This is a genomic window from Micromonospora sp. WMMD729 (assembly GCF_049315225.1).
GTDB lineage: Bacteria > Actinomycetota > Actinomycetes > Mycobacteriales > Micromonosporaceae > Micromonospora.
The window spans coordinates 5997493-6018171 of record NZ_CP186059.1 but is presented as its reverse complement, the minus strand read 5'-3'; the positions used below and the strand labels follow the sequence as shown (position 1 = coordinate 6018171).

Here is a 20679-nt window from a genome sequence, read left to right as displayed (position 1 = left end):
AGGCGAGGTGGTCGCGCAGCTCGTGGCGATACGAGCAAGCCTCGACAGCGCTGCGGTAACAGCGTCGCGTGCGCGGGCAGACGCCGAACAAGCGCTCGCACACCTGACCGAGGCTCTCCGGGGTGGCACCAATCAACGGCTGGCGGCTGCTGCCGCAGATGCCGAAGTCGCCAGAGACAAGGCAGGTCGCTACGCGCGGCTGCTGGCCGACGCCGCCCGGCACATCACCGCCTACGTGAACGTTATCGCTCCCGGCGCCGCACCAGTCGACCCGTCCGTCGACGCCTCCACGCCCTCCGGCGAGCGTCTGGTGACCGAGGCCGAAGCCCGCGGCAGGAGAGCCGACATCCTGTGGCGACGCCAGGTCCAGAAGGCGGACGACACCGAAGACGCTCTGAAGAAAGCCGAGAGCGGTGCCAAGCAGTTCTACAAGTTTCTTAGGCAGGACGCCAGCGGCGGATCGAGCGCTGGCACTGCCTCGCCGGCGCCGGCTCAAGCGTCTCCCCAGGTCGACAACCCCGTGACAGCGCTGGTGATGGCGGCCGGTGCAGTGGCAGTCATCGCCAAAGCAGTGTGGAACTATGGCCACACTCGACGAGCGAGGAGACGGGACAGCGATGATCAAGCCTGACCTGATCGAGTACGTCCGGACGATGATCCGGAGTGACTACGCTGCCAACGAGTCCATCGGTGCCCGGCTCGATGCCGAGGGCTGGGACGGCTTCCCCCGCTTCCTCGCGGCTCTGTTCTTCGTGGCGGTCGACCGACGATTTGGCGAGACCGCAGACCGGGTTGGAGTGATCAAGTTTGTCGCAGACCTTCGAGCTCAGTACGAGGGCGGCCCCGAGATCCGAGCCGATGACGTCGAGTCGTTGATCCTGGCAACCATCGACCCCTCGCTTGACTACGCGGTCAGCCCCGAGATGGTCGGACGGATCCAAGCAGCGACGGTTCAAAAGATATTCACCGACGAGACGCTGACTGACATCGAGTTGGAAGCGCTGCTCGCGGAGGCAGCCCAGTTCGCCTCGCGGGAGTGACATAGCCAGCGGCATGCCGCGCACGATCGGCACAGGTAACGGCCGCAGCATTGCAACGATCGTTCAGCCGAGAACGCCCATGTAGTTTCGGGCGGCCTGCGAGCTGCCCTGAAGCAGGGTCATCGCCTCCACGAGGCGTTGCTTGCTCTGCTCGGCACCGGCGATTGCTTCGGCCAGCGCTGGGTGTCCCGTGCCGGCGGCCACAGCCCGGAGTCTTGCCAAAGTCTGCTCGGTTGCCTCGACGGCCGCGCGAATCTGTTGCTGGGTGGCATTGGCTTGCTCCGCAGCCTGTGCAAGCGCCGCCTTGACTTCCTCGATGCTCGCCATGCATGCCTCCCGAACTTCGATGCGAAGCGATGTCGCATTACGTGTCGGAGCGGACACTATCCGACATCTGCGCGCTGTTGCAGTCCCGGCTCCCGAAGCGTTGAGCGAAGAGTGACGCCATCCAGCAGCAGCCCGAGCCGTCGTGGCGACCGAGTCGCGGCACCCCTGGCGGTCGCTTGCCCCGCATTCGGGGCAGATCGACAGGGTGTACGGGCACCACGCCAACCGGTACGTTGAGGGCTCGGGAGCGCTCCCAATGCGTGAGAGCTACTGCCAGGGGTGCGTCAAATCAGGGCAAAGTCGCAGTTCCTGCAGTGCGCCCAGGGTTCTCCCGACGGGGATTTTCCCACTAGCAAGGAATTTATTTCCATCTATGTCTTGAGGCCCCATCATGAAGGAGATCCATCCCCTTCCATGGAGGTCTCCATGAACGTCTCTCGGCTCGGCGGGCCGACCCTGTCCCTGTTCCGCATCGTGATCGGCCTGCTGTTCACGCTGCACGGCCTCTCCTCGGTCTTCGGGTTGTTCGGCGGCAACCCGATGACCGGAAAGGCGGTACCGCTCGGCACCTGGCCGGGCTGGTGGGCCGCCCTGATCCAGCTCATCTGCGGCGCGCTGGTGCTGGTCGGGCTCTTCACCCGGCCCGCCGCGCTGCTCGCGTCCGGCTCGATGGCGTACGCCTACTTCGTCGTGCACCAGCCGGACGACCTGCTGCCGCTGCGCAACGGCGGTGAGCTGGCAGCCCTCTTCTGCTGGTCGTTCCTGCTGGTCGCGACGCTCGGCTCGGGCCCGTGGGCGCTCGACTCGTTGCTCTTCAAGCGTCGTGCCGACGCGCCGTCGCCGTCGATGGCCGAGCCCAGCCCGGTGAACGCCTGACCGCACCCGTGACGCGCGTCGCCGGAGCCTCGGCGTGTCGGCTCCGGCGACGCGTGTCGGTCGGGGAGGGCCGCCCGTTCCGGGGAGGGCCACCCGTTCCGGTGATGTCGTAAACGATTCAGCTCCAAAGGACGTGCAGATGACGGGCGCGCTCGGGCGCCTCCGCGGCAGGCTCCGGCAGCGTGACCAACGCCAGCCCGCATCAAGCAGATCAGGCCGGCGGGCGGGGGGCGAGGACCGCGTCCAGCAGGCCCGGGTAGCGCGCGTCCACCTCGTCGCGGCGGAGTCGCACCAGGCGGCTCGTGCCGGCGGCCCGGGTGCGGGTCAGGCCGGCCTCGCGCAGCACCTTCAGGTGGTGGCTGCGGGTCGCCTTCGAAACGCCGAAGTCGAAGCTGCCGCACGCCGCCTCGCCGCCCTCGGCGAGCGCCCGGACGATCTGCAACCGCACGTCGTCGGCGAGTGCGGCCAGCACTGCGGTGACCGGTACGGCGCTCAGGTCGGGTTCGTGCGGCTCCATGTGAGCAGTGTAACCCTTGTTCGACAATAGTCGAACAAGCTCCTAGGGTCGGTGTCGTTGGTTCGACGATACTCGAACATTGGAGCTGACGATGCGATCCCGCGCCGCCGCCTACCCGCTGCTCGCCGCGCTCGCCTGGGGTGCGATGTTCCCCATCCTGGCCACCGCGCTGACGAGGGTCGACCCGCTCAACCTGACCACCGCCCGCTACCTGTTCGCCACGGTCATCCTGGTCGGCATCCTGCTGATCCGGGAGGGCTCGGCCGCGCTGCGCCTCGGCGGTCGCGGAGTCGAGGTGGTGGTGCTCGGTGTGGTCGGCTTCGCCGGCTTCAACCTGCTCACCAACCTGGCGCTCGAACACGCCGCCCCGCAGCAGATCTCCCTGTTCGTGGCAACCACCCCGATCATCACCCAGCTCGTCCGGTGGGCCCGGGACGGCGTACGGCCGAAGCCGCTCTTGTTGGCGCTCTCCCTGGTGGCGCTCCTCGGCGTCGGCCTGGTGATCACCCGCGGGAGCCTGGCCGGGCTCGGCCAGTTCGGTCTCGGCGGCCTCATGATGATCGGTGCGGTGCTCGGCTGGGCCGTCTACACCCATGGAGCGACCCGGTTCGGCGGCTGGTCGCCGCTGCGCTTCACCACCCTGACGGCGCTCGCCGGCACGGCCGCCATGCTGGCCGCGAGCATCGGCGCCGACGCCGTCGGGTGGCAGCACGCGCCGTCCGCCGCCGACCTCGTAGCGGTCACCCCGCAACTGGCGTACGCCGTGCTCGTCGCCGCCGTCGTCGCGGTGCTGGCCTGGAACACCGGTGTGCAGCGGCTGGGCGCGGCCAACGCCGCCCTGTTCATGAACCTCGTCCCGGTGACCACGTTCATCGTGCAGATCGCCCGTGGCTACCGGCCGGAGCGGATCGAACTGATCGGCGCCGCGATCACCATCGCCGCCCTGGTCGCCGCGAACCTCGCCGCGCGCACCCGCCCCCGGCCGTCGTCGCCGACCCGGCCGACCGCGGTCACCGATCCCGTCGCGGTGGTCGACCCGGTGGCGGTGGCCGCCCGCTGACCCACTGGCTGGGATGCCCGGTGGAGGCGCCGGGCAACGTTGCCTAGACTCGGCGGTACAACTGCATACCTCATCCAGAGGGGCTGAGGGATACGGCCCGACGACGCCCCGGCAACCACCCCGCGCGCTCACCGCTGAGCGACAGGCGGGGCAGGTGCCAATTCCGTCCCCGCCGCACCGTGCGATGCGGGGAAAGATGAGAGGACTCTCGACATGACGTCGACGCTCGCCGCCTCCGGCATCGACACCTCCGCCAGCCCCGCCCGTGCCCTAGTCTGCCGGGCCTGTTCGGCCCGCTACCCGCTCGCCGCCCAGCACGCCTGTTACGAGTGTTTCGGCCCGCTGGAGGTCGACTACGACACCGCGGCCCTCGCCACGGTCACCCGGGAGCAGATCGAGGCCGGCCCGGACAACATCTGGCGGTACGCCGCGCTGCTGCCCGCCGGGCAGGACCCGGCCAGTCGGGTCACCCTCGACCCGGGTCTGACCCCGTTGGTGGCAGCCCCGCACCTCGCCGCCGAACTGGGCATCACCGCGCCGCTCTGGGTCAAGGACGACAGCGCCAACCCGACCCACTCCTTCAAGGACCGGGTCGTCTCGGTGGCGCTGACCGCCGCGAAGGCGCTCGGGTTCAGCCGGTTCGCCTGCGCCTCCACCGGCAACCTGGCCAACTCGGTGGCCGCGCACGCCGCGCGCGCCGGGGTGCCCTCGATCGTCTTCATCCCCTGCGACCTGGAGCAGGGCAAGGTCATCACCACCGCCGTGTACGGCGGCGAACTGGTCGCCATCGACGGCTCGTACGACGACGTCAACCGGCTCTGCGGCGAGCTGGTGGAGACCGACGAGTTCGAGGACACGGCGTTCGTCAACGTGAACGTCCGGCCGTACTACGCCGAGGGTTCCAAGACCCTCGGGTACGAGGTGGCCGAGCAGTTGGGCTGGCGGATCCCCGCCCAGGTGGTCATCCCGATGGCCAGTGGCGAACTGCTCACCAAGATTGACAAGGCGTTCTCCGAGCTGGTCGAGATCGGCCTGGTCGAGGCCCCGGCGGGCGGCTGGAAGGTCTTCGGGGCGCAGTCGGCCGGCTGCAACCCGATCGCCGCCGCGCTGCACGCCGACACCGACACGATCACCCCGGTCAAGCCCACCGGCATCGCCAAGTCGCTCAACATCGGCGACCCGGCCGCCGGCCTCTACGCCCTCGAGGCGGTGCGCCGCACCGGCGGCTGGATGGAGTACGCCGACGACGACGAGATCCGCGCCGGCATCCGCGACCTGGCTCGTACCACCGGGGTGTTCGCCGAGACGGCGGGCGGCGTCACGGCGGCGGTGCTGCGCAAGCTGGTCGCGTCCGGTCGGCTCGACCCGACGGCGGAGACGGTCATCTTCAACACCGGCGAAGGTCTGAAGACGATCGACGCGGTGGCCGCCCAGGTCGGCCCGACCCACCAGATCAAGCCGTCCCTGCGGGCGGCCCGGGACGCCGGTCTGCTCGGCTGAATCCACCGGGTGACTGGATTTTCGCTGTGAGTGTGGAAAACCCGCCGCTCAGGACTTGACGGCAGGAACCGGACGGCGCAAGATGCTCCGTGCGGGAGGGCATTTCGCCGAAGACTTTTGAAGTTCTTGCGACCCAACGCCGGAGGCGTTGTGCGAGTGTCCCTCCCGACCACGTTCGACAGGGCCAGCGAATAATCGCTGGCCCTGTCGCTTTTGCGGGTGCCAGGCTCACCGGCATGAGCATCACGATCGCGCCGTTCGACGGCACCGACCGGGCCGCGGTCGACGAGGCGTACCGGATCGCCGCGGCGGCCATCGAGGCCGACCTGCCCGACTTCCCGCCGTCCTGCCGGCAACGCTTCGACGCCCTCTTCCACACCCCGATGCCCGGCACCCGATCCCTCTGGGCGTTGGCCCGGCTGGACGGGGTGCCCGCCGGCTACCTTCAGCTCGACCTGCCGCAGCTCGACAACCCCGACAACGCCACCGCCGAGCTGACGGTCCGCCCGGACCTGCGCCGCCGGGGTGTCGGTCGGGCCCTGCACGAGTACGGGGTACGCCTGCTGCGTCAGCACGGCCGCAAGCGGGTGGTCGCCATGGCCGTCGCCGCGCTACCCGACGGGCCGGCCCGGCCGGCGGCGGGCGCCGCGTTCGCCACCGCGATGGGCGCGCACTCCGCGCTGGTCGAGGTGCGTCGCCGACTGGAGATCGAGCGCATCGACCGGCTCGCGCTGCGGGCGGCACTGGCCGAGGCTGAGCCCCGCGCCGAGGGCTACCGTTCCGTCTCCTGGCAGGGCGGCACCCCGGCGGAGTACGTGGCGGACATCGCCTACCTGGAGGGCCGCCTGCTGATGGACGCGCCGATGGGTGACGTGCAGTGGGAGCCGGAGCAGGTGGACGCCGAGCGCCTCCGGGGCATGGAGCGCGCGCTGGACGCCCGGGGGCGGCGGCGGTACCACCTCGGAATGCTGCACGAGGAGACCGGCCGGGTCGTCGCCTGGACTCTGCTGGATGTCGGTGCCTCCGCCGACTGGCACGCCTACCAGCAGATCACCATCGTCGACCCGGATCACCGTGGGCACCGGCTGGGTCTGATCGCCAAGGCGGAGAACCTGCACCACCTGCTCACCCACGAGCCCGCCGTACGCGTCATCGACACCTGGAACGCCGCCAGCAACAGCCACATGGTGGCGATCAACGAGCAGCTCGGGTTCCGTCCGGTGGACGCCTGGGACAACTGGCAGCTCACCCTCTGACGGGTATCCGCCGCTACTGTCCGCGGACCTCCGTCATGCATGATGGCGGCATGACGGAGACCCCGCATCCCCTGTACGACAGGCACGCCGACACCCTCAACCGTGCGCTGACCGCGATCACGGAGCGGGGCTACTGGTCCGCCTATCCCGAGTCCCCCAGCCCCCGCGTGTACGGCGAGACCGCCGCCGCCGACGGCAAGGCCGCGTTCGAGGCGTACCTCGGTGGTGATTTCCCGCTCGACCAGCCCGGCACCGGCGAGCGGACCGCCACCGAGACGAGCCCGTTCGGGGTCGACCTGGCGGTGCGCTACCCGCACGCCGGCCCCGACGAGCTGGTCGCCGCCGCCTCGGCCGCGCTGCCGGCCTGGCGCGACGCCGGTCCGCAGGCCCGGGTGGGCGTCTGCCTGGAGATCCTCGACCGGCTGCACAAGCACATCTTCGAGCTGGCCAACGCGGTGCAGTTCACCAGCGGGCAGGCGTTCGTGATGGCCTTCCAGGCCGGTGGCGCGCACGCGTTGGACCGGGCGCTGGAGGCGCTGGCGTACGCGTACGCCGAGATGACCCGGCACCCGGGCACGGCCGGCTGGGAGAAGGCCGCCGGCAAGGGCGACCCGCTGCGGATGACCAAGACGTTCCACGTGGTGCCGCGTGGCGTGGCGCTGGTGATCGGGTGCAACACCTTCCCGACCTGGAACTCCTACCCGGGGCTGTTCGCCTCGCTGGTCACCGGCAACCCGGTGATCGTGAAGCCGCACCCGCGCGCGGTGCTGCCGCTGGCGATCACCGTGAAGTACGCCCGGGAGGTGCTGGCCGAGGCCGGCTTCGACCCGAACCTGGTCCTGCTGGCCGCGGAGGCCCCCGGCGAGAAGCTCGCCAGCGACCTGGCCCTGCACCGGGCCGTCAAGATCGTCGACTTCACCGGCTCCACCGAGTACGGCGACTGGCTGGAGACGCACGCCCGGCAGGCGTCGGTCTACACCGAGAAGGCCGGCCTGAACACGGTCGTCATCGACTCCACCGACGACTTCGCCGGCATGTGCCGCAACCTCGGTTTCACGCTGACCCTCTACAGCGGGCAGATGTGCACCACCTCGCAGAACATCCTCATCCCGGCCGGCGGCATCGAGACCGACCAGGGGCACAAGAGCTTCGACGAGGTGGCCGGCGGGATCGCGGCGGCGGTCGGCAAGCTGACCGCCGACCCGGCCCGGGGCGTCGAGCTGACCGGTGCGATCGTCAACGACGGGGTGCTGGAGCGGCTGGCCGAGGTCACCAAGGTGGGTGAGCCGGTCCTGGAGTCGCGGACCGTGGCCCACCCGGCGTACGCCGACGCGGTGGTGCGTACCCCGACGATCGTGAAGCTGACCGCGGACGACGAGCAGGCGTACGGCCGGGAGTGGTTCGGGCCGATCTCGTTCGCCATCGCGACCGACTCCACCGCGCACAGCCTGGAGCTGATGCGCCGGACCGTCGGCGAGAAGGGCGCGCTGACCGCCGGGGTCTACTCGACCGACGAGGCGGTGCTGGACGCCGCCGAGGCGGTCGCGGTCGAGGTCGGGGTGCACCTGTCCTGCAACCTCACCGGCGGTGTCTTCGTGAACCAGTCGGCTGCCTTCTCCGACTTCCACGGCAGTGGCGCGAACGCGGCGGCCAACTCGGCGCTGACCGACGGGGCTTACGTGGCGAACCGGTTCCGGATCGTGCAGTCTCGGCGTCCTGCTTGATTGGTTGCGGTGGGGGTTTCCGGGGCAGCCCGCCCCGCTCCGGGCGGTCAGGCTTGATCCCTGCGCGGGGCGGGCTGCCCCGGAAACCCTCTCGTGGGCACGGTGTCGCCTGACGGTCCGGTTTTAGGGACATCTTGGTGGTCTTGCCTTGGGAAGGGTCCTTCTTATGCGGGGCGGCGCATCTGGAGTTCGGTCAGGGCGGGGATCGTGGGGTGGGGGACCCGTACGCCCGTGTCCTTGAAGCCCAGCCGCTGGTAGGCCCGGTAGGCGCGGTCGTTGCCGACCACCACTTCCAGCAGCAGTTCCGGCCGGCCGCAGGCCCGCGACCAGGCGGCCACCCCGTCGATCAGCTCGCCGAGGAGTCCGCTGCCCCGCCAGGCGGGCGTGACGTACACGGCGTAGATGACGGTCAGGTCGGGCTCGTCCGGGGCGGCCGTTCCACCGGCGTGCCCGACGAGCCGGCCGCCCGGGTCGGCGACGAACTGGGCGTTGTGCGGGCCGGTCGACGTGTACGCCACCCGGGCGGCGAACTCGTTGTGCGGTCGGGCCGCGGCGTCGGCCAGGGTCTCCAGGAAGGCCAACGGCGCGTCGGCGAGCATCTCCAGGCGCAGCGCCCGCATCCGGGCGGCGTCCTGCGGTCGTACGCGGTGGATCCGCGCCTGCCGCAGGGCCGCGGCGCCCGGGTCGGTGGTCATGTCCGCATGCCTACCACAGCCGCGTGCACCCGCGCCCGGTGCGGCCGGAACTCCGCCATCCGCCCCAAACACAACCATCGTCATGAATCCGACGGACCCTCGGATCGCCACGAATTATGCCCGATTTGTGGTCGTGCGCTCCCGTCACTCCTCGTGTAGCGTGCGATTTCGATCACCTCTTTCAGCGGTCGCCGTCGATCGCTGTGGCGGTGGTCCACGGGTGTCCGGCCGTGCCGGGCGTTCGGGCAGGCAACGCCGCGCAGAGTGAGGGAAGTGCACCGTGGCACAGGGTTCCGTGAAGTGGTTCAACGCCGAGAAGGGTTACGGCTTCATCGCCGTCGACGGCGGTCAGGACGTGTTCGTCCACTTCTCCGCGATCGAGATGGACGGTTACAAGGCGCTCGACGACGGTCAGCGGGTCGAGTTCGAGATCGCCCAGGGTCAGAAGGGCCCGCAGGCGGAGCACGTCCGCGTCATCGGCTGACCGATCCCCCCGATCTGCTCGCCGGCGGATCCGCCCGATCGGCTGGCGAGTCGGGGCTGCGGCGCGGACGCCGGCCCGGGAAGATCGTGAACCGTTCCAGCCGATGCTGAGGAGGGTTCATGACCGACCAGCCGCCGCCACCCGCCACACCCTCCGGGCCGGGTGAGCCGAGCCGGCCCGACCCCACGTCGCCCGGCGACGGCTCCGGCGCGTCACCCGCGCCGGGCACCCCGCCCGTCCCGGGCGCTAGCCTGCCGCACGAGGGCCCGCCGCCGCAGGGCTGGGACCCCGCGCAGGCATGGGGTCAGCCCAGCGGTCCGCCGCCGGGCTGGGATCCCGCCCAGGGAGCGTGGGGTCAGTCCGCCGGTCCGCCACCGCAGGGCTGGGCCTTCCCGCCCACCGGCGGCTACCCGCCGGGGGCCGGTCCCTACGGCGGGCAGCCGTGGTATCCGGGGGCGCCGGCCGGCTGGTACCCGCCGGGTTACGGCCTCGACCCGAACGACGCCCTGGTCACGCCGCCCGGCGGCGGCATCGGGGCCTGGTTCGACCGGTTCTGGGGCGCGCTGCGCCGGGGCTGGCGGCAGTTGGTGCCGATCATGTTGCTCACCCAGGTCCTGCCGGCGGCGGTGCTCTCGGTCATCTCCTTCGGCGTGGACCCGTCAGCCGGGTGGGAGGCCCAGGCCGAGACAGACCCGACCGGGCTGCCCGACAATTTCGCCACCGGCCTGTTGACCGTCGTCGTCGTGCTGGTCGTCGGCAGCCTGGTGATCGGCCTGGTGCAGGCGCTGGGCTGGGCTGCGGGCAGTTGGGTGATCACCCGGCAGGCGGCCGGTCAGCCCGCCGAACTCGACGCGGCGCTGCGGTACGGGCTGCGCCGGGCGGTCGGCCTGTGGGGTTGGACGCTGCTGGTCAGCCTGCTCGTCGGCATCGGGGTCTGTTTCTGCGTGCTGCCCGGCATCTACCTGGCGTTCGCGTTGAGCATGGCCGGCCCGGTCTACCTGTTCGAGCGGCACAATCCGATCGGCCGGTCGTTCCGGATGTTCCACGACCGGCTCGGGCTGCTGCTCGGGCGGGTGGCCCTGGTGGGCGCGGCGGTGATCATCGGAACCGTGGTGTCCAGCATCCTGGAGTCGGTCGGCACCACGGCGTTCGGCGAGGATCCGTTCGCGTCCCCGGGGGCCGCGGTCGGGGTGGTGGTGGTCATCGGCATCGCGGCGGTGCTGGCCCTGCCGGCCCACCTCGCCCAGTTGGTCGGTCTCCTGATCACGTACGCCGAGCAACGCGCTCATGAGGGGCCCGTGAACGGGGCCACACTGGCGGCGGAACTCGGCTGACCGGGCTCATCGTGCTTGCACTCGGCAGGTGAGAGTGCTAAACAAGTCATTGGCACTCGCATACCGTGAGTGCCAATGGTCGGGACGGTGGGGCCTGGTTGTGCCGGTGTGGAGACACCGGGGCAGCACATGGCCGGTCGTCGCGGGCTATCCGGCCCGGCCGAAGGACGTCGTCGTCGCCAGGTGGCGACGTCCCAAGGTGCGTACACCAGGCGGCCCATCCGGGGGACACATCTCGGGTGGCCCGTGAGTGTCCAGGAGGACAACGCCGTATGGCCAAGATGATCGCGTTCGACGAAGAGGCGCGCCGCGGCCTCGAGCGGGGCATGAACCAGCTCGCCGACGCCGTAAAGGTGACCCTCGGCCCCAAGGGCCGCAACGTCGTGCTCGAGAAGAAGTGGGGTGCCCCCACCATCACCAACGATGGTGTGAGCATCGCCAAGGAGATCGAGCTCGAGGACCCGTACGAGAAGATCGGCGCCGAGCTGGTCAAGGAGGTCGCCAAGAAGACCGACGACGTCGCCGGTGACGGCACGACGACGGCGACCGTCCTGGCCCAGGCCCTGGTTCGCGAGGGCCTGCGCAACGTGGCCGCCGGCGCCAACCCGATGGCCCTGAAGCGGGGCATCGAGGCTGCGGTCGCGAGCGTCTCGGAGGGGCTGTCCAAGCTCGCCAAGGACGTCGAGACCAAGGAGCAGATCGCCTCCACCGCCTCCATCTCCGCTGGTGACACCAGCGTCGGCGAGATCATCGCCGAGGCGATGGACAAGGTCGGCAAGGAAGGCGTCATCACCGTCGAGGAGAGCAACACCTTCGGGCTGGAGCTGGAGCTCACCGAGGGTATGCGCTTCGACAAGGGCTACATCTCGGCCTACTTCATGACCGACCCGGAGCGTATGGAGGCCGTCTTCGACGACCCGTACCTCCTGATCGTCAACAGCAAGATCTCGTCGGTCAAGGACCTGCTCCCGATCCTGGAGAAGGTCATGCAGTCGGGCAAGCCGCTGCTGATCATCGCCGAGGACATCGAGGGCGAGGCCCTGGCCACCCTGGTCGTCAACAAGGTCCGGGGCACCTTCAAGTCGGTCGCCGTCAAGGCGCCGGGCTTCGGTGACCGCCGCAAGGCCATGCTCGCCGACATCGCCATCCTCACCGGTGGTCAGGTCATCAGCGAGGAGGTCGGCCTCAAGCTCGACGCCGTCGGCGTCGACATGCTGGGCCGCGCCCGCAAGGTCGTGGTGACCAAGGACGAGACCACCATCGTCGACGGTGCCGGTGACGCCGAGCAGATCCAGGGCCGGGTCAACCAGATCCGGGCCGAGATCGACAAGAGCGACTCCGACTACGACCGCGAGAAGCTGCAGGAGCGGCTGGCCAAGCTGGCCGGCGGCGTTGCGGTCATCAAGGTCGGCGCGGCCACCGAGGTCGAGCTGAAGGAGCGCAAGCACCGCATCGAGGACGCCGTTCGCAACGCGAAGGCGGCCGTCGAGGAGGGCATCGTCCCGGGTGGTGGTGTCGCGCTGGTGCAGGCCGGCAAGACCGCCTTCGACAAGCTGGACCTGGTCGGCGACGAGGCGACCGGTGCCAACATCGTCAAGGTCGCGCTGGACGCCCCGCTGCGGCAGATCGCCGTCAACGCCGGCCTCGAGGGCGGCGTCGTGGTGGAGAAGGTCCGTAACCTCGAAGCGGGTCACGGCCTCAACGCCGCCAACGGCGAGTACGTCGACCTGCTGGCCGCGGGCATCATCGACCCGGCCAAGGTGACCCGTTCGGCGCTGCAGAACGCGTCGTCGATCGCCGCGCTGTTCCTCACCACCGAGGCCGTCGTCGCGGACAAGCCGGAGAAGACCCCGGCCGCCCCGGCTGGCCCGGGTGGCGGGGACATGGACTTCTGAGTCCAGTTCCGACACACCGAACGGGGCGGGCCGCTGACGCGGTCCGCCCCGTTCGTCGTCAGGTGGGCAGTGGGCGCTGGTTACGGCGCTTCTGCGCCCGGTCGTACGGCGGCAGCAACTGGATCGGCGCGTCCACCATCTCCTGCGGTTCCTCGGTGGCCGGTGGGCCGTCGGCGCTCATCTCGGCCAGTTGTTCGGCGTCGCCGTAGTCCAGTCGGTCGAACGGCAGTTGGCCGGGCAGTTCGCCGACCGGTTTCCAGGTGATCGGCGGGCCGTCCTCGGTCTGGTCGTCATCCGCGGTCATGGCTGCCTCCTCTACCGAAACGGTAGGGGGCGTCGATGCCCGACGCGGGCGAATGGATCAATATCCCATTTGCCCCGCTATTGCGCCCCGAGGTGCCGCCGGTACAGGAAGAAGACCCGCTCGATCCGTGCGCCCGCGCTGCCCGAGTAAAACGGCACCGGCCCCACCCAGCCGATCTCCGCCCGGTCCAGACCCGCCGCCCGCTGGTCCCGCAGGCAGCGCCGAAGCAGCACCCCACCGATGCCCGAACCCTCGGCGGCCGGGGCGGTGCCCATCGGCCCGAACCAGCTCGGCCGGGACGATCCGTAGGCGGCGAAACCCAGCACCTCGCCGGCCCGCTCCGCCAGGTGGCAGCCGGCCCCCGCGCGGCCCACCGATCCGACCAGCTCACCGTCCCAGGCACCGCCGAAGGTGGACCGGGCGAACGCGGTCAGCGCCGGCAGGTCCGCGGGCTCGGCTCGCCGTACCGTGATGCCCTGCCCGGCCAGCCGCCGCTCGGCGGCCTCCGTCGACCGCAGCGCCGGCGATCCGTCGTACGACAGGTCCGCCGTCATGTTCCAGGCGGTCCGGTCCTGCCGGTAGCCGAGCGCCAGGGCCGCGCACACCGCCGGCGTGTACCGCACGTCGATGCCCGGCCAGGCGTAGTAGGGCGGGTTTCCGGCCAGCAGCACCTCGGTGACGCCCTGCCCGGCGAGTGCCCGCTCGGCCCCGGCGAGCAGCGCGCGGCCCACGCCCCGGCGGCGCTGCGCCGGCAGGACGGCGACCAGGTCCACGTGCCCGACACCCGGCTCGGTCGGTGACACCGAGCAGAGCACCACCCCGACCAGGTCGTCGGCCCGGTACGCCCCCAGCCCGATCACGGTCCGGTCGACGGCGGCCCGGGGCCAGAGGACGTCCACGATGGCGTCCGCCTCGGCGGCGTCCTCCGGCAGGTCGAGTGCCCGCGCGCAGAGCCGCGCCACGGTGGGCGCGAGATCGGCGGCCAGTTCGGTGACGGTGATCTCGGCGTCCATGGTCGCCGACCCTAGATCACCCGTCGCCGTCCGCCCTGCTCACCCCCGGGCGGCGCGAACGGCGGCGTACGCGTCGACCTGGCCGGCGCCGGTGACGTTCGCCGGAGCGCCGCAGGCGTCGCCGGGATTGCGGGAGCGGTACGTCGGTTCGGCCGGCGTGGCGGTGTCCCGCAGGATCTGCCGGGTCCGGGCCAGATCGCCGATCAGGGCCGGGTTCGCCGACCACATGAGCGCGACCACTCCCGCCACCTGCGGGGTCGCCATCGATGTGCCGTCCAGCGCCGCGTACCCGCCGCCGGGCATGGCCGACACCACGCCCACCCCGGGGGCCAGTACGTCCGGCTTGCCCACACCGCCCGGTACCGGCCCGCGCGAGGAGAACTCCGCCACCCGTCGCTGCGCGTCCACCGCGCCCACGGTCAGCACACTCGCGTACGGCGCGGGTGGGTCGTCGATGGACGCGCACCACGGGCCGGTGTTACCGGCGGCGGCGACCACGAAGATCCCGGCCGCGTCCAGCGCCGTGGCCGCCGGCAGCAACGCGTCCCGGTCGCAGCCCTCGATCGTCGGGCAGCCCCACGAGTTGGTCAGCACCTGCGGGGCGCGCTCCGGCCGCCCGTCGGCGAACGGGTCGCCGCCGGTGGGGAAGGGCGCCAGCATGAACTGGAGGCAGTCCAGGTAGTGCGCCGGGCTGCCCAGGTTGCGATCCAGGTTGACGCAGCCCACCCACTGCGCGTCCGGGGCGACGCCGATGCCGTTGCGCCCGACCGCGCTGCCCACCGTGTGGGTGCCGTGCCCGCCCTGGTCGGTCGGTGCCCGGGTGTCGTCCCACGGGTCGTACCAGGAGTCGTCGCCGCCCCGGAACCCCTGCCGCAGCGCCGGATGGCCGCCGTCCACGCCGGAATCGGAACTGCCGACCACGATCCCCGCGCCGGTCACCCCGAGCTGGGACCAGACCCGGTCCGCGCCGAGCTGACGGATGTTCCACTCCGGGCCGGTCGGTGCCGGCGCGGTGCCCCGATTCTGCCCCGCCGGGGCGGGCAGTGGCCGTAGCCGCTGGCTGACCAGTACCCGGGCCACCTCGGGCCGGCGCGCGAGCCAGGCGCGTACGGCCGGACCGCCGTCCACCTCGACCGCGTTGACCAGGTAGTACGGCACCGGGTCGAGTCGTAGCCGGCCCGCCGTGCGCCGCAGGTCGGCCTGCGTGCGGTCGGCGGTCGCCACCAGTCGCCGGTAGACCTCCGTCGCCCGGGCGTCCCGTCCGGCCTGCCCGGGGGCCCCGGCCGGGACACCGCTCAGGTCGGCCTGCTCGCGCAGCACCACCAGCAGCCGCTCGCCGTACAGGCCGGGCTGACCGGGCCCGACGTCCACCACGCCCACCGTCACGAGCAGGACCGCCGCCGCCAGCGCGGCGACCCGGCGACTCGGGGTGCGTGCCGTCGGGCGGGCCAGCAGCACCGCGTACCCGATGGCGAGGACGACCGCGACGGCGAGGCCGATGCCGGCGGCGGCCGCCACCCAGAACGGCACGTCGCGGGTGCCGACCAGCAGCAGGGTGATCTCCTCCGGGTCGGTGAACGCCAGCGGCCCGAGCGTGGCCAGGCCCACCAGCCAGCCGGTCGCGGTCCGGGCGGCGCGGGCCGGAGCGGTCGCGTCGACACCGGGACGCGCGGCCGTGACCGGGTCGGCGGCGGGTTTCGCGGCTGCCGCCCAGAGCGCGGCGAGCACGAAGCCGGTGGGCGGCAGCGTCAGCAGGGCGGGCAACTGCGCGCCGGACTGGCCCGTTCCGGCCGCGAGCAGCAGCAGCGCCACCCCGGCGACCAGGCCGCCGACCAGCACCAGCCGGGCCGGTCGGGGTGGCCTACCGACCGCGAACCGGTACCAGAAGGTGGTGTCCAGCAGGGTGCCCGCCAGCACGCCCAGCGCGGCGGCCGCCAGGGCCGCGAGGGCGGTCTCCAGCAGTCCGCCGAGCGCGCCCAGCCAGACCCAGGGCAGCAACAGGGCCAGCCCGGCGGCGACCGCGAGCAGCGGTAGCGCGCCCCACCGGCGCGAGCCGCGCCCGGCCTTCTCCGCGCCGCCGGTGGCCTCCGTCCGCGCGGCGTCGGCCCGCGCCGGGTCGGCATCGGATCGCGTGGGGTCGGTGGGCGTGGCAGCGGTCCGGGCCGGGTCACCCTCGTCGCCCAGCGCCGGGCCGTCGACCGGGCCGGCCGGCCGGGGGTACGCCCGCCGGCGCGCCGACCACCGCACGGCGAGCGCGCCGAGCAGCGCCGTCGCGGCCAGCAGGGCGAGGTACGCCTCGTGGTGCACGGGCGGGACCACCCGCAGCAGGCTGAGCACCCCGAGGGCCAGCGCACCGAGCAGCCAGAGGTGTCCGGTGGCCCGGACGGAGGCCGAGCGGGGTAGCAGGGCCAGCAGCAGGGCGGGCGTTCCGGCCAGGACGACGGCGGTCAGGCCGAGCACCGGCCAGAGCCAGCCCACCCGGTCGCGTCCGAAGCTCAGCAGCACCTGATCGGTCAGCCAGCCACCGGTCTGGGTGGCTGCGGTGACCGCGACGATCCAGCAGCCGACGAACACGGCCGCGACCACCGGCCACGGGGAGCTGCGGTCGCCGCTTCCAGGTTGACCATGCATCCGAGAACCTTACGGCCAGCTCGAAGATCTTCAACGGTTTCCGTCGGCGATCTGCGGTGGGTCGACGTGGACCGGGGACGGCACGGGGCGGGCGGCACATGTCGACCGGCGCGGACGGCGGTTACGGTGGATGAGTGCGTGATCCCAATGTCTCCCGATCCGTCGCCGGCCAGCTCTCGCCGATCCGTCGTACGGCGGACCTGCGCCGACTCCGCGCCGAACGCTTCGACGTACTTGTCATCGGGGGTGGGGTGACCGGTGCCGGTGCCGCCCTGGACGCGGCGTCCCGGGGCCTGAAGGTGGCCCTGGTCGAGGCGCGCGATCTCGCCTCGGGTACGTCGAGCCGGTCCAGCAAGTTGATCCACGGCGGGCTGCGTTACCTGGAGCAGTTGGAGTTCCATCTGGTCCACGAGGCGCTGACCGAGCGCGGTCTGCTGGCGACCCGGCTCGCGCCGCACCTGGTCCGCCCGGTGCCGTTCCTCGTGCCGCTGCCCGCCGGCCGGGGTCTGCGCGACCTGCCGGCACGGGTCTTCCGCCGGTCGTACTACGGCGCCGGTGTGGCCGCGTACGACGTCTTCGCCGGTCTCTTCGGCACCGGCCGGGGTATGCCGCTGCACCGGCACCTGACCCGGGAGGGGGCCCGGCGGATCTTCCCGAGTCTGCGCGCCGACGCCCTGGCCGGTGCGATCCGCTATTACGACGGGCAGGTCGACGACGCCCGGCTGGTCGTCACCCTGGCCCGCACCGCCGCCAGCCTCGGCGCCACGGTGGTGAGCAGCGCCCGCGCGGTCGGGCTGATCCGGCAGGCGCGGGAGGTGACCGGTGTCCGCGTCCGTGACCTGGAGGCGCCGGCCGGTTCGCCGGACGCGGAGTTCGAGGTGCACGCCCGCACCGTCATCGCGGCCACCGGCGTGTGGAGCGACGACATGTCCCGGATGCTCAACGACGTGGGCCTGCGGCCCGGCATCCGGGTGCGTGCCTCGAAGGGGGTGCACCTGGTGGTGCCCCGCTCGGCGATCACCGGGGAGACGGGGCTCATCCTGCGTACGGCGACGTCGGTGCTCTTCGTCATCCCGTGGGGCGGGCACTGGATCATCGGCACGACGGACACCGACTGGCGGCTGGACCGGTCCCACCCGGCGGCTTCGGCACGCGACATCGACTACCTGTTGCAGCAGGTCAACACCGTGCTGGACCGGCCGTTGACCACCGCTGACATCGAGGGCGTCTACGCCGGGCTGCGCCCCCTGCTGGCGGGCGAGGCCGACTCGACCTCGAAGCTGTCCCGGGAGCACGCGGTGTTCGAGCCGATGCTCGGGCTGCTGCTGGTGGCCGGCGGCAAGTACACGACGTACCGGGTGATGGCGTCCGACGTGGTCGACCGGGCCGTACGCCGGTTGGGGGGAGGGCGGGCGTCACGGACCGCCGACCTGCCGCTGCTCGGTGCCGACGGGTACGCGGCGCTGTGGCGGGACCGGGCCGACCTGGCCCGGCGGCACGGCGTCCCGGTGGGCGTGGTGGAGCACCTGCTGGAGCGGTACGGCAGCCTCACCCTCGACCTGCTGGCGTTGGTCGACGCCGAGCCGCTGCTCGCGTCACCGCTGGCCGGTGCTCCGGAGTACCTGGCGGCGGAGGTCGCCTACGCGGCGCGGGCCGAGGGAGCGCTGCACCTGGAGGACGTGCTGACGCGACGCACCCGGATCTCGTTCGAGACCAGCCACCGCGGGCTGGAGTCGGCGGAGCACGCGGCCGAGTTGATGGGCGCGGTGCTGGGCTGGGACGCGGCGACCCGGGCCCGCGAGGTCGAGCACTACCGCGCGCGGGTCGAGGCGGAGCGCCGGTCCCAACTCATGCCGGACGACGCCGAGGCGGATGCCGCCCGGCTCGGGGTGCCGGACGCACGCGGGTACGCGGCGGACCGGGGCGACGACGATCAGGCGGAGCTGCGACCGACGGCGAGCTGACCGGAATGTAACGTTACCGAGTGGTAACTATCGATAGCGGCCCGGATGGTGGTTTCGAACGCTACCTACGGTGGGGTAGGTTTCCGCGCGTGCTGTACCGTGCGCGCCGCCGACTGCTCGCCCCTGTCCTCGCCGTGGTGCTCGTCGGTGCCCTGGCCGGGTGTTCGCTGTTCGGCGGCGACGACGCCGACACAGCGACCGCCCCGCCGCCCGCCGGCACCGCGGCCGGTGTCTCCGCCCCCGAGCCCCCGACGACGGTGGCCGTGGGCCAGGTCAGCCTGCTCCAGCGGCTCGGCGCCGACGCCCCGCTGCGCACCCTGAGCGTCGAGAAGGACGGCTCGTGGCAGTGCCTCGACTGCGCCGGCGACGGGGTGACCTCCCGGGGTCGGCTGGCGCCCGAGCAGACCGAGCGGTTGCAGGTGCTGCTCGCCGACCCACGGCTCGCCGAGGAGACCGACCAGGTCCGGCGGTACCGGACCACCTGCATCGACGCGCTCACGTCGAGCCTGCTCACCTCGTCCGGCCTGATCACCTCGCAGGACTGCCCGGGCGAGGAACGCCCACCGGTGGCCGGCGAGATCCTGTTGCTGCTCACCCAGGCCACGCCCGCCGAGGTCAAGGGCTGAACGCAGCCCTTCAGAGCACCTTGCCGGGGTTGAGCAGGCCGGCCGGGTCCAGCGCCGACTTGATCGCCTGGTGCACCCGGACGCCGACCGGGCCGATCTCGGCCGCCAACCAGTCCCGCTTGAGCAGGCCCACGCCGTGCTCGCCGGTGCAGGTGCCGCCCAGGTCCAGGCCGAGGCGCATGATCTCGTCGAACGCCCGTCGGCCCCGCCGTACGCTCTCCGGATCGGCCCGGTCGACGACGATGTTCGGGTGCATGTTGCCGTCCCCGGCGTGCCCCACCACGCCGATCGGCACCTCGCACTCCGCCGCGATCCGGGCCACGCCGTCGAGCAGCGCGGCGAGCGCACCTCGCGGCACCGCCACGTCGTCGATCACCAGACCGCCGCTGCCGCCGGGGTGGGTGTCGGCGGCGAACTTCTCCATCGCGGGGTGGGCCAGCCGACGGGCCTGCAACAACGCCGCCGCCTCCAGCGTGTCGGTGGCCGCGTAGACCTCCTCGGCGCCGGCCGCCTCGCACACCTGCGCCACGGCGGCCAGGTCATCGGCCGCCCGGTCGCCGGTGTCGACGGCGGCCAGCAGCAGGGCCTGCGCGTCGGTCCGCAGACCCATCGGCCGGTACGCCTCGATCGCCCGCAGGTGGGTCTGGTCCAGCAACTCCAACAGGCTGGGGGTGAGACCCTGCGCGGCGATCTGGGCCACCGCCGTGCCCGCCGCCGCCGTGGATCCGAAGACCGCCACCAGGGTCAACGAATCGGCCGGGGCGGGTCGCAGCGCCACCGTCACCTCGGTGATCACGCCGAGGGTGCCCTCCGAGCCGACGAAGAGTCGGGTCAGGTCGTAGCCCGCGACGCCCTTGGCGGTACGCCGGCCCGTGCGCAGCACCTCACCGGAGGCGAGCACGACCTCCAGACCCAGCACGTACTCGGTGGTCACGCCGTACTTCACGCAGCACATGCCACCCGCGTTGGTGGCCACGTTGCCGCCGATGGTGGACGACTCCCAGGAGCCGGGGTCCGGCGGGTACCAGAGCCCCTGCTTCGCGACCGCCTGCGCCAGCGCGGCGTTGACCACGCCCGGTTGCACGACCGCGATCCGGCTCACCGGGTCGATCTCCCGGATCTCGTCCATCGCGACGGTGCTGAGCACCACCGCGCCGTCCACCGCGTTCGCCGCGCCGGCCAGCCCGGTCCGCGCGCCCTGCGGCACGACCGGTACGCCGTGCCGGGCCGCCGCACGGACCACCGCGACCACCTGTTCGGTGCTCCGGGGGCGGGTCACCACGAGGGGTACGCCGGCGGCACAGAGGTCGGCCTCGTCGCGCTGGTGCACGCGCAGCAGGTCCGGGTCGGTGAGCACGGCGTTCTCGCCCAGGGCGGCGCGCAGGTCGTCGAGGAGTCCGGTGGGGGCCATGACGCCGAGGCTAGGCTGGCGA

At 72.0% G+C, this 20679-nt stretch carries 19 protein-coding genes and 1 riboswitch; of the genes, 12 read left to right on the top strand and 7 right to left on the bottom strand.

Features of this window, described 5'->3' with window-relative positions; genetic code table 11:
* Positions 1 to 7: 7 nt before the first annotated feature.
* Positions 8 to 631: a hypothetical protein gene (locus ACN263_RS27690; protein ID WP_422737172.1), complete on the top strand. Its 624-nt coding sequence runs from the start codon at positions 8 to 10 to the stop codon at positions 629 to 631.
* Positions 618 to 1040, top strand: a complete 423-nt coding sequence (locus tag ACN263_RS27685) for a hypothetical protein (RefSeq protein ID WP_422737171.1) — start codon at positions 618 to 620, stop codon at positions 1038 to 1040. Before ACN263_RS27690 ends, ACN263_RS27685 begins: the two co-directional genes overlap by 14 nt.
* Positions 1041 to 1103: 63 nt before the next feature.
* Here ACN263_RS27685 and ACN263_RS27680 read toward each other — a convergent pair whose 3' ends face one another.
* A complete protein-coding gene (locus tag ACN263_RS27680; RefSeq protein WP_422737170.1) occupies positions 1104 to 1367 on the bottom strand; it encodes a hypothetical protein in 264 nt (87 codons plus the stop codon).
* Between the two features lie 426 nt (positions 1368 to 1793).
* Here ACN263_RS27680 and ACN263_RS27675 point away from each other — a divergent pair, with 426 nt between their 5' ends.
* On the top strand, positions 1794 to 2243 hold the full coding sequence (locus ACN263_RS27675) for a DoxX family protein (RefSeq protein ID WP_422737169.1): 450 nt from the start codon (positions 1794 to 1796) through the stop codon (positions 2241 to 2243).
* Between the two features lie 211 nt (positions 2244 to 2454).
* Here ACN263_RS27675 and ACN263_RS27670 read toward each other — a convergent pair whose 3' ends face one another.
* Positions 2455 to 2760 carry an ArsR/SmtB family transcription factor gene (locus tag ACN263_RS27670; RefSeq protein WP_422737168.1) on the bottom strand — a complete coding sequence of 102 codons (306 nt, stop codon included), beginning with the start codon at positions 2758 to 2760 and terminating at the stop codon, positions 2455 to 2457.
* Positions 2761 to 2851: 91 nt separating this feature from the next.
* Between ACN263_RS27670 and ACN263_RS27665 the strand changes: the two genes are divergently transcribed.
* From ACN263_RS27665 to paaN, 4 genes are all read left to right on the top strand, one after another.
* A complete protein-coding gene (locus ACN263_RS27665; RefSeq protein ID WP_422737167.1) occupies positions 2852 to 3820 on the top strand; it encodes a DMT family transporter in 969 nt (322 codons plus the stop codon).
* Positions 3821 to 3887: 67 nt separating this feature from the next.
* A riboswitch (SAM riboswitch) is annotated at positions 3888 to 4023 on the top strand.
* A 10-nt stretch (positions 4024 to 4033) separates the two neighbouring features.
* Entirely contained in the window at positions 4034 to 5320 is a 1287-nt protein-coding gene (gene thrC / locus ACN263_RS27660) for a threonine synthase (protein ID WP_422737166.1), read from the top strand.
* Positions 5321 to 5556: 236 nt separating this feature from the next.
* The gene (locus ACN263_RS27655; RefSeq protein WP_422737165.1) at positions 5557 to 6576 is read left to right on the top strand and encodes a GNAT family N-acetyltransferase; all 1020 of its coding nucleotides are present in this window, start codon (positions 5557 to 5559) and stop codon (positions 6574 to 6576) included.
* Positions 6577 to 6626: 50 nt separating this feature from the next.
* On the top strand, positions 6627 to 8300 hold the full coding sequence (paaN, locus tag ACN263_RS27650; protein ID WP_422737164.1) for a phenylacetic acid degradation protein PaaN: 1674 nt from the start codon (positions 6627 to 6629) through the stop codon (positions 8298 to 8300).
* Between the two features lie 164 nt (positions 8301 to 8464).
* Here paaN and ACN263_RS27645 read toward each other — a convergent pair whose 3' ends face one another.
* On the bottom strand, positions 8465 to 8995 hold the full coding sequence (locus tag ACN263_RS27645) for a GNAT family N-acetyltransferase (RefSeq protein ID WP_422737163.1): 531 nt from the start codon (positions 8993 to 8995) through the stop codon (positions 8465 to 8467).
* Positions 8996 to 9275: 280 nt separating this feature from the next.
* On the opposite strand from ACN263_RS27645, the gene ACN263_RS27640 reads away from it, so the two are divergent.
* The 3 genes from ACN263_RS27640 to groL all read left to right on the top strand — a co-directional run bounded on the left by ACN263_RS27640 (position 9276) and on the right by groL (position 12708).
* Positions 9276 to 9479, top strand: a complete 204-nt coding sequence (locus ACN263_RS27640) for a cold-shock protein (RefSeq protein ID WP_124815530.1) — start codon at positions 9276 to 9278, stop codon at positions 9477 to 9479.
* 119 nt (positions 9480 to 9598) lie between these two features.
* Positions 9599 to 10813 (top strand): hypothetical protein, encoded by a 1215-nt coding sequence (locus ACN263_RS27635; RefSeq protein WP_422737162.1) that lies wholly within the window; start codon positions 9599 to 9601, stop codon positions 10811 to 10813.
* Between the two features lie 272 nt (positions 10814 to 11085).
* The gene (groL, locus tag ACN263_RS27630; protein WP_422737161.1) at positions 11086 to 12708 is read left to right on the top strand and encodes a chaperonin GroEL; all 1623 of its coding nucleotides are present in this window, start codon (positions 11086 to 11088) and stop codon (positions 12706 to 12708) included.
* A 58-nt stretch (positions 12709 to 12766) separates the two neighbouring features.
* On the opposite strand, the gene ACN263_RS27625 is transcribed toward groL, so the two are convergent.
* The 3 genes from ACN263_RS27625 to ACN263_RS27615 form a co-directional block, all read right to left on the bottom strand.
* Positions 12767 to 13012: a hypothetical protein gene (locus ACN263_RS27625; protein WP_422737160.1), complete on the bottom strand. Its 246-nt coding sequence runs from the start codon at positions 13010 to 13012 to the stop codon at positions 12767 to 12769.
* A 77-nt stretch (positions 13013 to 13089) separates the two neighbouring features.
* Complete coding sequence (locus tag ACN263_RS27620; RefSeq protein WP_422737159.1) at positions 13090 to 14025, bottom strand: GNAT family N-acetyltransferase; 936 nt, start codon at positions 14023 to 14025, stop codon at positions 13090 to 13092.
* Between the two features lie 39 nt (positions 14026 to 14064).
* A complete protein-coding gene (locus ACN263_RS27615; protein ID WP_422737158.1) occupies positions 14065 to 16656 on the bottom strand; it encodes a S8 family serine peptidase in 2592 nt (863 codons plus the stop codon).
* A gap of 134 nt (positions 16657 to 16790) precedes the next feature.
* On the opposite strand from ACN263_RS27615, the gene ACN263_RS27610 reads away from it, so the two are divergent.
* Complete coding sequence (locus tag ACN263_RS27610) at positions 16791 to 18620, top strand: glycerol-3-phosphate dehydrogenase/oxidase (RefSeq protein WP_422737157.1); 1830 nt, start codon at positions 16791 to 16793, stop codon at positions 18618 to 18620.
* 89 nt (positions 18621 to 18709) lie between these two features.
* Positions 18710 to 19246 (top strand): hypothetical protein, encoded by a 537-nt coding sequence (locus ACN263_RS27605; protein ID WP_422737155.1) that lies wholly within the window; start codon positions 18710 to 18712, stop codon positions 19244 to 19246.
* A 10-nt stretch (positions 19247 to 19256) separates the two neighbouring features.
* On the opposite strand, the gene ACN263_RS27600 is transcribed toward ACN263_RS27605, so the two are convergent.
* Positions 19257 to 20657, bottom strand: coding sequence for an FAD-binding oxidoreductase (locus ACN263_RS27600; RefSeq protein ID WP_422737154.1), 1401 nt, complete (start codon positions 20655 to 20657; stop codon positions 19257 to 19259).
* Positions 20658 to 20679 lie beyond the last annotated feature (22 nt).